This window comes from Gluconacetobacter johannae (genome assembly GCF_014174305.1).
Lineage (GTDB): Bacteria > Pseudomonadota > Alphaproteobacteria > Acetobacterales > Acetobacteraceae > Gluconacetobacter > Gluconacetobacter johannae.
On the sequence record NZ_JABEQH010000002.1, the window covers coordinates 236927 to 250665 of the forward strand.

A 13739-nucleotide genomic window follows, 5' to 3' on the forward strand; every position below is an offset into this window, starting at 1 on the left:
TGGTTCCGGAAGAACGAAGACGGTCACACATGCGTGACGGCAGAACCGGCGTGATGCCTGCGACAGGGCAACCCGCCCCGTCGCGTCACGTTATTCCCCGATGATGGGGCGCCAGGCGCGGCTCCGGCCCGCCAGCCCGACCGAACCGGAGAACCGTTCATGACCGCGAAAACACCGGATCACGGCCGCACGCGCGCGCGCATCGGGGCCGAAAACATCCTGCGTGGCGCGGGTGGGGAAACCCACCAGGGGGCCGGGGGGGAGGTTCCGGTCCTGACGACCCAGCAGGGCACGCCGGTGGCCGATGACCAGAATTCGCTGAAGGCGGGGCCGCGCGGGCCGACGCTTCTGGAAGATTTTCATTTCCGCGAAAAGATTTTCCATTTCGACCATGAACGCATCCCCGAGCGCGTGGTCCATGCGCGCGGGTATGGCGCGCATGGATTCTTCGAACTGACGGAGTCGCTTTCGGATGTGACGCGCGCCGACGTCCTGCAACGGCCCGGCGAGCGGGTCCCGGCCTTCGTCCGGTTTTCCACCGTCGCAGGCAGCAAGGGATCGTTCGACCTGGCGCGCGACGTGCGGGGGTTCGCGGTCAAATTGTACACAAAGGAAGGAAACTGGGACATTGTCGGCAACAATATCCCGGTCTTCTTCATCCAGGACGCCATCAAATTTCCCGATGTCATCCATTCGGTGAAGCCGGAGCCCGACCGGGAATTTCCGCAGGCGCAATCCGCGCATGATAATTTCTGGGATTTCATCTCGCTGTCCCCCGAAAGCATCAACATGGCGCTGTGGACGATGTCGGACCGTGCGTTGCCCCGGTCGTTCCGCTTCATGGAGGGGTTCGGCGTCCATACGTTCCGCCTGGTCAACGCGGCGGGGCAGTCGCGTTTCGTCAAGTTCCACTGGAAGCCGAAGATGGGGCTGCAATCGGTGGTCTGGAACGAGGCGGTGAAGATCAACGGCGCGGACCCGGATTTCCATCGCCGGGACCTGTGGAACGCGATCGGGAGCGGGAATTTTCCGGAATGGGAGCTGGGCGTCCAGCTGTTCGACGACGATTTCGCCGACAGTTTCGATTTCGACGTGCTGGACGCCACCAAGCTGATCCCCGAGGAGCTGGTTCCGGTGCGTCGTGTCGGACGCCTGGTGCTGGACCGCGTGGTCGATAATTTCTTCGCCGAGACCGAACAGGTTGCGTTCTGCACGCAGAATATCGTGCCCGGCGTGGACTTCACCAACGATCTGCTGTTGCAGGGCCGGAATTTTTCCTACCTCGATACCCAGATCAAGCGGTTGGGCGGCCCGAACTTCACGCATATCCCGATCAACGCGCCGAAATGCCCGTTCCATCATTTTCAGCAGGACGGGCACATGGCGATGCACAACCCGAAGGGCCGGGCGAATTACGAACCCAATTCCTGGGGTGGCGCGCAGGGCGGCCCGCGTGAGGATGCAGCCAGGGGATTCACGACCTTTCCGGCGCAGGAGGGCGGTGCGAAGACGCGCGTGCGGTCCGAACTGTTCGGCGATCATTACAGCCAGGCCCGGCAATTCTACCTCAGCCAGACGACGATCGAGCAGGTCCATATCCAGCAGGCCTTCACCTTCGAACTGAGCAAGGTCGAGACCCTGGCCATCCGGCAGCGCATGGTGGGGCATCTGATCCATGTGGACCAGGGACTGGCGGCCGCGGTGGCGCAGGGGCTGGGCCTGGACGGCCTGCCGGAGGCCCCGGCCCCGGCCCGCCCGGTGCTGGATGGCCTGCCGCCATCGCCCGCGTTGAGCATCCTGAAGAACGGGCCGGCCGATTTCGCCGGACGCAAGTTCGGTGTCCTGGTGACGGACGGCGTCGATGCCGGCCTGCTGGATGCGGTCATGAAGGCGGCGAAAGACGAAGGGGCGGATGTGGAACTGGTCGCGCCACAGGTTGGCGGCGTCCGGACCAGCGCCGGCGTGCGGATCCCGGCGGGGCAGAAGATCAAGGGCGGGCCGTCGGTGTTGTATGACGCGGTGATCCTGCTGCCCTCCGCCGAGGGGGCCGCGGTGCTGTGCGAGGAAGCGACGGCGCGCGACTTTGTCGCCGATGCCTTCGCCCATGCGAAATTCATCGGCTATGGCGCCGCCGCCGTGGCGCTGATGAAACGGTCGGGTATCCGGACGCAGGACATGGACGGCGGGATTCTGCCGCTGGCGAAGGCCGGGGATGTCGCGAGTTTCGTCGCGGCCTGCCGGGCGCTGCGGTTCTGGGAACGCGAAAGCCGGGTCCACGCGGTCTGACCGGCGTGCGCCCGCAATCGGAGGGGAGCATGTGTCATGCCACGTGGAGACAAATCGTCCTATACCGACAAGCAGAAGCGGCAGGCGGCCCATATCGAGGCCGGCTATGAACAGCGCGGCATAGGGAAGCAGGAAGCCGAGCGCCGCGCCTGGGCCACGGTGAACAAGGAAACCGGCGGCGGCAAGAAAAGCGGTTCGGGGCGCGGGCATGCGGTGTCGCACGCGCCGTCGCGCAAGGGCGGCGCGCTGGGCGGCGCGGCCTCGGCGGCCCGGCGCGGGAAGGCGGGATAGGACAGACCGCCGGATGGCCCCCATAGCAGGAAGGGGCCGGACAGCACGACGCCATGCAGGCCGCGCATCGGCCCCCCATAACATTTTTCGTGTTTCCAAACGTAACGATTTGTGTTTTAGAAGCGCGAATGAAAACGATTCGCAACGCAGCGCGCAGGACCCGCCGGTGCGCCCGCGGCTTCCTTCTTCTGGCTTCGGGTATCGCAGCAGTCGGTCTGGGTGGCGCGCACGCGGCCCCCGTCGCGCCCGGGGATCCCCTGCCGGCCACCCGGCAGCCGCATGCATCCGCGCGTCCACAGACCCCTCCGCAGAAGGCAAAGGGCGCTGAAAAACGCGACATGCGCGCGCCCGAAGTCCTGCGCGTGATCGGGGAACGCAACTCCTACGCCGCACCCGACAGCGGAATGGGCGACAAAAGGCCCACGGCCTTCCTGCAGCAGACGCAGACCACCCACGTCATCACCCACCAGACCCTCGCCGATTTCGCGCCGCAGACGATGGACGACATGGCCAAATACGTCCCCGGCATCGCCAACGGCAACAGTTTCGGCGGCACGCAGGACGCGCTTATCAAACGCGGTTTCGGCGCCAACGATGACGGCTCCATCCTGCGCGACGGCATCCGCATGCCCATCGGCCGCAACTACCAGGGCGCCACCGCCGAAAGGGTCGAGATCCTGAAAGGCCCCGCCTCGCTGTTCTATGGCATGCAGGAACCCGGCGGCGTCATCAACGTCATCACCAAGGCCCCCGACCACCGCCGCTGGGACGGCGGGTTCGGCACGCAATGGAGTTCCCTTGGTGGCGGTAACGGTCATTTCGACGTGTCGGGTCCCGTCACCCGGGACATCGCCTTCCGCCTGATCGGCGAATACCGCAACGAGAATTACTGGCGGAATTTCGGCGCCAACCGCCAGACCCTCGTCGCCCCCACGCTGGACTGGAAACATGGCCGGTGGGATGCCTCCATCTCCTACGAATTCGCCAAATACGACAATGTTCTCGATCGCGGTGCGGTCTTCGTCGGCAACAACCCCATCTCCGGCCCGCAGCAGCGCCTTGACGAATCATGGACCGCCTCCTTCGGCGACCGCCACCTTCTGGCGTCGCAGGTCAATTTCCGCATGACGCCCCATGACCGTTTCCGCCTCTCGGGCGGCTACAACCATGACGACTACCACGACCGCCAGGCCGACCCGTCCAGCTACGACCCCGCGACCGGCATCCTCACCCGCCGCTATCGCTCCAATGGCGGCACGATCCGCGCCAATGGCAACATAGCGCTCGATTACATCGCCACACATGACCTGTGGGGTATGCGCCACGAGATCACGGCAGGCGTGGATTACGAGAACAGGCGTCAGGACCAGGGATTGTTCTACCAGTCATCCAATGTCGGGGGCTTCCTGCCCTCCGACCCGGTCTATGGCCTGCTCCAGCCGGTCGGCAAGCCCAACAACGCCAGCAGCAACCTGCAGCAGGATATCGACTGCGTCTCGGGCTATGTGAAGGATAATATCCATCTCACCCGGCAGGTCACCCTCAGCGGCGGCGTGCGCTATCAGTGGTTCCACATCCGCTACGGCAGCGGAATTCCGTTCGACCTGACGACGAACGCAGGCTACACCAAGCCGCTGCCCTTCGCCGCGATCGTCTGGCAGCCGCTCAAGACGGTCTCGTTCTATGGCGACTATTCGCAGTCGTTCGGGGCCAATCTGCTGTCGGCCGGCACGGTTCTGGAGGGCGGCTACAAACCCACGACGGGGCGTGAGTTCGAGGTTGGCGCCCGCTACGACAACGGATGGCTCACCAGCGATCTCGCCCTGTACAATATTCACAAGAAAAATGTCCTGCAAAGCGCGGGACTTGATGAAAACGGAAACAATATCCAGCGTCTGACAGGTCTGGCAGGGTCGAAAGGACTCGAATTCAGCCTGACCGGCAACCTCTCCCGGCACTGGAGCACGATCGTCGCATACGCCTGGACCGACGCCCGAACCCTGCGCGATACGCCCGAGGACCAGGGAAAGCAGCTTATCGGCGTGCCGAAAAACTCCGGCAGCATATATGCGACCTGGCATGGGATACTCCCGTGGAAGGACACGGGAATGCGGGCTGGTGGCGGCGTGCACCTGGTGGGAACGCGTTCCGCTACCCTCACGAACAGCTATCAGGTCCCCGGCTACGGTACCCTCGACGCATTCGCGGCATGGAACTTTCCCCATCTTCTGGGCCGGCGCGTCAACCTTCAGGTGAATGCGATCAACCTTCTCAACCAGGGCTATATTATCGCCCCCACCGGCTCGGCCTATCGCAACAGCTGGGGGCAGGGCCGCACGATCAATGTCGCGACCAGCGTCGTGTTCTGAGGCCCGGAGCCACCGTGGGAGCGGCTTGGATTATGCGTCTTCCCGTGGCTCCTCCTGGTCCGAAAACAGCACGGCGGTGAAAACCGGAAAGGTAATCCGCGCCATGAAACCCGAGACCTGGTCGGGAACAGGTGAGAGCAGCTCCATCTGGTAGCCCGACTGCGTGACGATATTATGCGCGATCGACAGTCCCAGGCCGCTCCCTTCGGCGGAAGATGCGCCCCTGACGAAAGGCTCGGCAAGCCGGTCCAGAACGGACGCGGGAATGATCTCGCAGGCATTGACGATTTCGACCTGACCATTCGCCAGGATGCTGAGCTTGATGTCCGTGTTGGACATGCCGTGATGAATGGCGTTTTCAATGAGGTTTCTGAACAATATGCCGGCGGTATCGACGTCTCCCAGGATGTAGAGATGGTCCAGAGCGCCGCTGTCAACGACCAGGCGGCGGCCCGGCGGGATGATGTCCTGAAATTCGTCTGTCAGAACAAGAATGATCTCGACAAGATCGAACTGCATCCCTCGCGGCGATGCGCCCGAGGTCGCACGGGAGAGTTGCAGCAGTTTTTCCGTCGTCCGCGAGATCCGCCGCGTCTGTCCCACCACCGAATCCAGCCGGACGGCATAGCCGGAGTCCCGCAGGTCTTCATACAGCACCTGTGCCTGCGCCATCAGGGCGGCGATCGGGTTACGCAGTTCGTGGGCTGCATTGGTCGCGAACATCCGTTCGGTGGAGAGGGCCTTTCTCAGCCGGTCCAGCAGGGAATTGACCGCCTTGTGGATGGGCGCGGCCTCGTCGGGAAGATTCAGCGACGGAATCGGTTCGAGGTTGGCGCCGCCCCGGCTGCCGATTTCCCTCTGAAGATCGACCAGCGGTCGCAAGGCGCGACGCACGGTCCAGCGCACCAGCAGCCATATGGCCGGCATGATGAGGATCATCGGCAAGACCGAAATCATGATCGCACGCCGTATGGCCTCCTGGCGATGCAGGACCGGCTCGGCCACGAGGATGTAATGCGTCCGCGCCGCCGACAGGGCGACGAAGACCCGGAAATGCGGCCGATCGAAAAATCCTGGCGTAAGGGGCGCCACCAGCACGGTCGGCGGCGCGTTTTGCGAGCGCAGGACGATATGGCCCGCCAGATCCGTGATCTGATACCCCAGCGCGTCGCGGTCCAGCCCCGGCGGCAGCGCGACACCGCCCTGTACCTGATCCTGGCGGAACTGCATCGATACGATGAAGCCGAGCCGTTCGGAGACCTCCTGCAACGAGTTGTCGAGCCGCTCCGTCACTTCGTGGCGCGTGAAGGCCGCGATCGAGACGCTCAGCAGCACCAGGCCGCCGAACACGATCGCCACGACACCGGCGACGATATGCGATGCAAGGCTCCAGCTTTTCATGACTGGCCATTCCCGGCGAGGCGGTATCCGCGTCCTCGTACCGTATGGATCAGGCCGGGGCCGGTTTTCTTGCGAACGCGGCTGATGAAGACCTCGATCGCATTGCTCTCGATTTCCTCGCCGAATCCATAAAGCGCCTCCTCCATCCTCTCGCGCGAACAGATGGCGCCCGGCCGGCGCGCCAGCAGCTCGATCACCGCCCACTCCCGCGCCGTCAGTTCGATCTCGATGTCGTCGCGCCGCAGGGACTGGCGCGACAGGTCGATCTCCACCGCGCCGATCCGCACGCAAGGCCCCGGAAGCGGCGCGTACCGTCGCGCGACCGCCTCGATCCGCGCGATCAGTTCCCCAAGATCGAAGGGCTTGACGACGTAATCGTCGGCGCCTTCCGACAGCCCGGCGATACGGTCGCTGATCTGGTCCTGTGCCGTCATGATAAGGATCGCCATCGTGGAGCCGGACCGGCGGACGGCTTTCAGAAGCTGCCGCCCGCTTCCGTCGGGCAGACCCAGATCGAGCAGGAGAATGTCGTACGTCGCGACCTCCAGCGCCGCCCGCGCCTCTTCGAGGGTCGTGAACCAGTCTGTCGCGTGGCCGACCTGGCGGACGCGGTCGCGCACGGCGGAGCCGAGCAGGGGCTCGTCCTCGACAATGAGCACCCTCATGACGTGCTCCCCGTCATGACATGACTCCTGGCGCCGTGCCGTCCTCGCCGCGCGTCCGGGTGAAGCGGGCGTAGAGCGCGGGCAGCACCAGCAGGGTCAGCAGCGTCGAGGAGACCAGGCCGCCGATGACGACCGTCGCCAGCGGACGCTCGACCTCGGCCCCCGCGCTGGTGGAGAACGCCATCGGGAAAAACCCCAGGCTGGCGACCAGTGCGGTCGCGATCACCGGCCGAAACCGGTCCTCCACCGCGCTGAACGCCGCCTGCGCCGCGGTCAGCCCGGTGCGCCGCCGCTCCTGGGTGTAGCTGATGAGGACGACGCCGTTCAGGATCGCCACCCCGAACAGGGCGATGAAGCCGATGCCCGCCGAGATGCTGAACGGCAGGCCGCGCAGCACCAGCGCGAAGATGCCGCCGGTCGCCGCGATGGGCAGGTTGACGAACACCAGCAACGCCAGCAGCGGCGAGCCGAGCGCCATGACCAGCAAGCCAAAGATCAGGGCCAGCGCGATCGGCACCACGATGTCCAGCCGCTGCATCGCCGATTGCAGATTGCGGAATTGCCCCTCCCAGGTCATGCGATAGCCGGGTGGCAGACGCACGTCGCGCGCCACCGCCGCCTGTGCCGCCGCGACATACGAACCGAGGTCGCGGCCGCGTACATTCGCCTGCACGATCATGCGGCGCTGGATGCGGTCGCGGCTGATGCGCGGCGGCCCGTCCTCGATCGTGACGCGCGCGACCTGCGACAGCAGCACCATGCCCGCGCCGTCCCCCCGACGGACGCGAAGCCCGGCAATGCGGTCGCGGCTGCCCACCTGATCGGGCTGGAAGCGTATCTGCGTGCCGATCAGGGCATTGTCGACCACGACGGGGCGACCGATATGGCCCCCCACGGCCTCGACCGTATCAAGTATGTCCTGCATGTTCACGTTGAGCCGGCCCGCGGCCTCGCGGTCGACATCGACGTGCAGGAACGGGATCGTGCCGTCGCCCTGCGCGGCGACGTCGGCGGCGCCGGGAATGCCGTTCAATGCCGCCGTCACCTTGTCGCCCAGCCGGGAAAGCACATCCAGGTCGTCACCATAGATCGAGACGGCGATCTGTGTCCGTACCCCCGACAGCAGATCGTCCATGCGCATCTGCACCGGCTGGCTCCATGAAAACAGGGCATCCGGCACCTGGCCGCGCAGGGCGGCGTCCATCGCGGCCACCAGTCCCTCCTGCGTGCGCGCGGTCTTCCACTCGTCGGGATCCTTCAGGAAAATGAAGGTGTCGGTCTCGTTGATTCCCATCGGATCGGTTGGAATGGCCGACGTGCCGGTGTTGCTGACGACGGTCAGCACGTCGGGGAAGCCCTTGAGAATCTGCTCCTCCCGGTTGACCGAACGCAGCGACGTCGCCAGCGACGCGCTGGGCAGGCGCGTCGATGTGACGACCAGCGCGCCTTCCTGAAGCTGCGGGATGAATTCGCCGCCCAGCCGCGTCGCCAGGACGGCGGAGACCAGGAAAATACCGATCGTGGCGCCGAAGACGGGCCAGGAATGCGCCTCGCACCATGAGACCGCCGGGCGATGGAAGCGGCGCAGGAACGCGACCGGCCGTGTCTCGTCATGCGGGACCGCGCGGCGCAGGGCGAGGGCGGCGATCACCGGCACGCACAGCAGGCTGTAGGCAAGCGAGGCCAGCAGCGCCATGATAACGGTCTGGGCCATCGGCCTGAACATCTTGCCCTCGATCCCCTCCAGGGTCAGGATCGGCAGATAGACCATGACGATGACCATAATCGCGAAGCTCACCGGGCGGATCACCTGACGGACGGATGTCACCACCAGCGTGCGCAGATCCGTATCCGGGTCGGCAAGCCGGTGCGTCATCATGTTCTCGACCACCACGAGGGAACTGTCGACGATCATCCCGAAATCAATGGCCCCCAGGCTGAGCAGGTTGGCCGAGATGCCGAACGCGCGCATCCCCACCATCGCGCAGATCAGGGCGAAGGGAATCACCGAGGCGATGACCAGCGACGCGCGCCAGTCGCCGATGACGACGACGAGCACCAGGATCACCAGCCCGGCCCCGATGACCAGGTTTTCCTTCACGGTGGCGATGGTCTTGTGCGTCAGCGTGGCGCGGCTGTAGTACGGATCGAGCGTCACGCCGGCCGGCAGGGCCCGCCTGATGGACGGCAACGCCGCCTCGATCGCCGCGATCGTCTTTTCCGAACTGGCGCCCATCTCCATCATCACGACGCCGTTGACGATCTCGCCCCGCCCATCGCGCGTCACCGCCCCGAGCCGTGTGCGCGGCCCCAGTGCGACCTGCCCGAGATCGCGCAACCGGATCACCGCGCCATTCGCCCCCGGCTTGACCGCAATGGCGCCGAAGTCGGTCAGATCGCGCACCAGCCCGCGCCCGACCACGACCACCTGCTCGGCGTAATGCGCGATCCAGGCCCCGCCCGAGGCGGCGTTGTTCGCGTCCACCGCGCGGAACACGTCGCCGGCCGAAAGGCCGTAGGCGTTCAGGCGCCTCTCGTCGAGACGGACCTCGAATGTCTCCTCGGCGCCGCCATTGACGTTGACGTCCACGACCCCCGGCACCAGCTTGAGCTGCGGCACCACGATCCAGGTCATGATGCGGTTGAGTTCCATCGCGTCGAAGCCCCGGCCCGCGATCTCGAACTGCATGATCTCGCCCAGGCCGGTCGCCAGCGGCCCCATGTTCACCGACAGGCCCGCGACGGGAATGGCGGCCCGTGCCTGGGCCATGCGCTCGCCGACGCGCGTCCGGTCGAGGTCGATGTCCGTATCGTCCGCAAACTGCACATAGACGACCGAGACACCGGAGCGGGACACCGAGCGCAGATCGACCATGCCGGGGATGCCCGCCATGCTGGCCTCGACGGGGAAGGTGATGAGCTTCTCGACCTCCTCGGTCGCGAGCCCCGGGGCCACGACGGAAACCAGCACCTGCCTGGGCGAGATGTCGGGCACCGATTCCACGGGCAGGCCGGTCACGGTCGCGATGCCCAGCGTCACGATCGCGAACAGCACGCCGAGCACCGCATAACGGTTCTGCTGCAGCAGAAACAGAAACCGCTCCATGTCAGTCCCCGCCGCCCATCGCGGCCAGCAGCATCACGGATTTCAGCGCGAAACCGCCATGCGACACCACCATGTCGCCCGCCCTGAGCCCGGAGACGATCGCGGTCTCGTCGTCGCTGCCCAGGCCGGTGCGGACAGCAACCGGACGGAAACTTTCCTTGCCGGTGCGGAGAAACACCATGTCCCGCCCGTCGATCCGTTGCACCGCCTCGGTGGGCACGATCAGGCCGGATGCGCTTTCGGTCGTGGCGAGACGCGCATCGAGCAGTGTGCCGGGACGCAGGGCGCCGTCCGGGTTGGCGACGGTCGCAATCACCCGCACCAGTCCGGTCGCGGGACTGGCGGCGCCATCGATCGTGTCGATGCGCGTCACCGGCATGGATATGGGCGGGTTTCCGTCTTCTCCCGGCAGGACGGCGGTCACGCCGGCGCCTGGCGCGAGCCGCCGCGCATCGTCCGGTGTCACCTCGGAGACCAGCCAGACCCTGGAGAGATCGGCGACCGTCACCAGATCCTGACCCGAAACGATGTCGTCATCCACCCCGGCCGCGACCGTGAGCACGGTGCCTGTCAAGGGCGAGATGAGGCTGGACATCTCGCCCTGTCCGCCGCGTTCCGTGGTCGAGTTGAATTCCTCGGCGAAACGATGGTCCAGGGTGTCCACATCGGCCTGCCGCGACCTGACCAGGTCCGTGGCCTGCTGAAGCACGGACAAACGCCGCCGTGCCTCACCCGCCGACACGGTGCTGCCGGACAGGAGGCGCGCCCGCTCGTAGCCGGCGGCGGCCTCGCCGCGCGCGGCGATCGCCTCGGCCAGGGCCGCGCGCATCTGCACCGCCTGGAGGCGGGCGACGTGCAACGCGTGATCCTGATAGTCGATCAGACGATCGCCGCGCGCGACGTGGCTGCCGGGCATCACCGCGACGACGCGGATCTTGCCGGAGCCGGCCGAGCGCACATGAACCACGCGGCGCCCGTCCGCCTCGACATGGGCCAGCGCCGTCAGCGTCCGCGAGACCGTTCCCCGGCGGACCGGCACGACCGTCAGATCCTCGCTGGCCTGCACGGCGGCCGCAAGGGTCACAACCGGCTCCTCGGCCCCCAGGGCGACGTGCGCGCGGACAAGCTGCATGGCCAGCAGGACGGGCGGAAGCCAGGAGAGGCGCGGTGCTGTCATGGAACGAATCCTGTCGCGATCATGGCGCGCAGGATGGCGGTGTGCCATGCGACCTCGGCCTGGTTGAACGTCAGAAGGGCGGTATAGGCGCCCTGTCGTGCCCGGAGGGCCTCGACCAGCGACGTCTCCTGCAGGCGCCACGACCGCTCCATGTCGTTCGCCCGCTTGTTGAGGGCGCCGGCCGCGACGCGTGCGTTGCCCAGGGCCTCGGCCGCCGCGTCCACGCGCGCGCGCACCTGCGCGAGTTCGAGCCGGACCATGCGTCGCGCCTGGCGCTCGTCGCTGTCGGCGGCGGCGACCTTGTTGCGCGCGTCGGCCATGATCGGCACATTGCGCGCCTCGCTGGGCAACGGGATCGTGACATTCACGCCCACACGGTTGTCCCAGGGGCTTCCATACTGTTTTTCGTGAATGGCCGCGATGCCCACCTCGGGGTTCGGCATGAAGGACGCGCGCGCCAGTTTCAGCCCTTCCTCGGCGGCCATGACCGCCCGGTGCGCCGCCCTGACCCGGGGGTCGTTGTCCTCGACCAGTTGCGGCGTTCCGATCCGGGTCCGCCCGAGAGAACGATCGTCGTAGAACATGATATCCGGCAGGCCGGGGCGGCCCAGCAATTCGGCGAGGAGGGACGCCGCCGTGATGCGCTGCTCCCGGGCGTTTTCGACTTCCGTCCGCGCGTTGGCCAGATCGGCGGCGGCCGCGTCGCGATCGGTCACGGCCGCTTCTCCCGCATGCACGGCGCCGCGCACGGCGCCTTCGATCCGCTGCATCGCGCCACGGAGGGAGAGCGCGATCGCCTCGCGCCGCTCGGCCACGATTTCCGCCGCGGCGGCGTCGAGAACCCGGACCGCCACCGCCATATGCTCGACATTCAGGCGCTCCTGCACCGTTGCGGATTCGGCCTGGGCGACACGAACGGTCGCGCTCCCTTGTCCGGGAAGCCAGAGAGGAACGGAAACGCCGCCCTGATACGTCGTATAGCCTTCGTTGCTGCCCACGGCATGATCGTCGAAATATTGCCCGTTGACCGTAGGGCCGCCTGGAAACCACGATTTCGCCGCATCGGCCCGCGCATCGGCCGTACTCCGGTTGACCAGGAGAGCGGATCGTCCGGGGTCGATCGCCCAGGCCGCGCTGACCGCCTCGTGAAATGTCAGGGATTCCGCCCGTGCCGGAACGCGCTGCCACAGGAGCAGCGCAAGAAGGCCCGACGCTGCGGCCATGCGGAACATCAGCCGCGCCTGGATCGATTCCTGCCTCATGACATCACCGATCCGCTGGCACGGGCGTCAGATCCGGCAATGAATCAACCCAGAGTTTTTTGGACAGGGTTTGAATATCAGCCGTCAGCGCAGCCGGTCCCAGACGACCTGTGAGGTCCGACAGCATCATGCGTTCCGACGCAATCAGCCTCCCGTCCCGGGACAACGTCATCGAGATGTAGCCATCGACCCTCGAACGAACCACATGCACGTGAAGATACGGCAATCCGGAGCGGTTTTGCGGAACAACCAGGGCATCCCCGCTTGCCGACCGACATGACAGCCCGGCAAGCACGATCCGCCTGTATTCGGAGGCCGGATAGTCGGAAGAGGAAACGAAGGCCGCGAAATTCACTTTCCCTATATCGGTGCAAATGACTTCCGGATCTTCGGACGAGACGTGACTGCACCCGGACAGGCCGGAAAGCAGCAGGAACAGAACGGACAAGGAAAAGCCAGGGTCTCGAGACATCGCGGCGTCCAGGATTCAGCGCGTCCACCATGCCCGGCCGACGTTGAGCGTCACTGGTCTTGCCACATAATCCTGACGCCAGCCTGAACGGCGGACAGCACTTTCCGGTCCGTTGCGGAGCGGGTGCGTTCGGCTGCGTTCAAATGGCGTGTCGAGGCGTTGCGCTATCGACGGCGGTCCGGCCCGTCGGGGCGGCCGAACAGGCGGCGCAGTTCCACCCGCGCGCGGTCGAGGGTCTGCCGCCGGCCCTGGGACAGATGCCGCCCCGCGCGGTTGGTGTAGAACACCAGCATCGACATTGCCGACCGGAAGGGGGTGGATTTGCGCCGCGTGCTGGCCTCGGCCGAGCGCTTCAGGGACTCCGCGATCCGGCGCGGATCGTCGCTGGCGAAGACGCCGGGTTCCAGGTCCAGCGCGTCGCTGTGCCGCGTGACCTCGGCCGACCATTTCCGGCCCCGCGCGGGGGGCGTTTTTCGGGCGGTCATGGGAATGGTCCTCGCGCCGGGGGCGGGCTCAGAGCCTGTTTGAAAATGTGGGCTGGCGAGCGAGAGCGGAACGCAGAAAACGCGCGTCGGATCGCCGCCAGCGCGCATTTTCAAACAGGCTTGTCTTATGCATTCCGTGTCGCTGCGTGCGACAAAGGACTGATTTTTCCGGGGTGGCCACCCCGGAAAAATCAGGAAGGGGACGGGTCGGTGACAGGCAGACCG

11 protein-coding genes are annotated in these 13739 nt (G+C 66.1%); 3 read left to right on the forward strand and 8 right to left on the reverse strand.

Annotation, left to right across the window (positions count from 1 at the left end; all coding sequences use genetic code 11):
• Positions 1-159 precede the first annotated feature (159 nt).
• The 3 genes from HLH21_RS02620 to HLH21_RS02630 all read left to right on the forward strand — a co-directional run bounded on the left by HLH21_RS02620 (position 160) and on the right by HLH21_RS02630 (position 4946).
• Entirely contained in the window at positions 160-2286 is a 2127-nt protein-coding gene (locus HLH21_RS02620; RefSeq protein WP_182940751.1) for a catalase, read from the forward strand.
• 36 nt (positions 2287-2322) lie between these two features.
• Positions 2323-2577: a plasmid stabilization protein gene (locus HLH21_RS02625; protein ID WP_182940753.1), complete on the forward strand. Its 255-nt coding sequence runs from the start codon at positions 2323-2325 to the stop codon at positions 2575-2577.
• A 338-nt stretch (positions 2578-2915) separates the two neighbouring features.
• The gene (locus HLH21_RS02630) at positions 2916-4946 is read left to right on the forward strand and encodes a TonB-dependent receptor (protein ID WP_182940755.1); all 2031 of its coding nucleotides are present in this window, start codon (positions 2916-2918) and stop codon (positions 4944-4946) included.
• A gap of 30 nt (positions 4947-4976) precedes the next feature.
• Here the strand turns inward: HLH21_RS02630 and HLH21_RS02635 are convergent, their stop codons facing one another.
• The 8 genes from HLH21_RS02635 to HLH21_RS16865 form a co-directional block, all read right to left on the reverse strand.
• Positions 4977-6347: a sensor histidine kinase gene (locus HLH21_RS02635; protein WP_182940757.1), complete on the reverse strand. Its 1371-nt coding sequence runs from the start codon at positions 6345-6347 to the stop codon at positions 4977-4979.
• The gene (locus tag HLH21_RS02640) at positions 6344-7012 is read right to left on the reverse strand and encodes a response regulator transcription factor (protein ID WP_182940759.1); all 669 of its coding nucleotides are present in this window, start codon (positions 7010-7012) and stop codon (positions 6344-6346) included. The genes HLH21_RS02635 and HLH21_RS02640 overlap by 4 nt, the downstream gene beginning before the upstream one ends.
• A 13-nt stretch (positions 7013-7025) precedes the next feature.
• Positions 7026-10118 carry an efflux RND transporter permease subunit gene (locus HLH21_RS02645; protein WP_182940761.1) on the reverse strand — a complete coding sequence of 1031 codons (3093 nt, stop codon included), beginning with the start codon at positions 10116-10118 and terminating at the stop codon, positions 7026-7028.
• A gap of 1 nt (position 10119) precedes the next feature.
• Complete coding sequence (locus HLH21_RS02650) at positions 10120-11295, reverse strand: efflux RND transporter periplasmic adaptor subunit (RefSeq protein WP_246379069.1); 1176 nt, start codon at positions 11293-11295, stop codon at positions 10120-10122.
• Entirely contained in the window at positions 11292-12557 is a 1266-nt protein-coding gene (locus HLH21_RS02655) for a TolC family protein (protein WP_182940765.1), read from the reverse strand. Before HLH21_RS02655 ends, HLH21_RS02650 begins: the two co-directional genes overlap by 4 nt.
• Before the next feature lie 4 nt (positions 12558-12561).
• The gene (locus tag HLH21_RS02660) at positions 12562-13005 is read right to left on the reverse strand and encodes a hypothetical protein (RefSeq protein WP_182940767.1); all 444 of its coding nucleotides are present in this window, start codon (positions 13003-13005) and stop codon (positions 12562-12564) included.
• Positions 13006-13193: 188 nt separating this feature from the next.
• Positions 13194-13514 (reverse strand): DUF3175 domain-containing protein, encoded by a 321-nt coding sequence (locus tag HLH21_RS02665; protein WP_182940769.1) that lies wholly within the window; start codon positions 13512-13514, stop codon positions 13194-13196.
• A 28-nt stretch (positions 13515-13542) separates the two neighbouring features.
• Positions 13543-13739 (reverse strand): hypothetical protein (locus HLH21_RS16865; protein ID WP_220789633.1); only part of this gene is annotated, 197 nt, incomplete at its 5' end.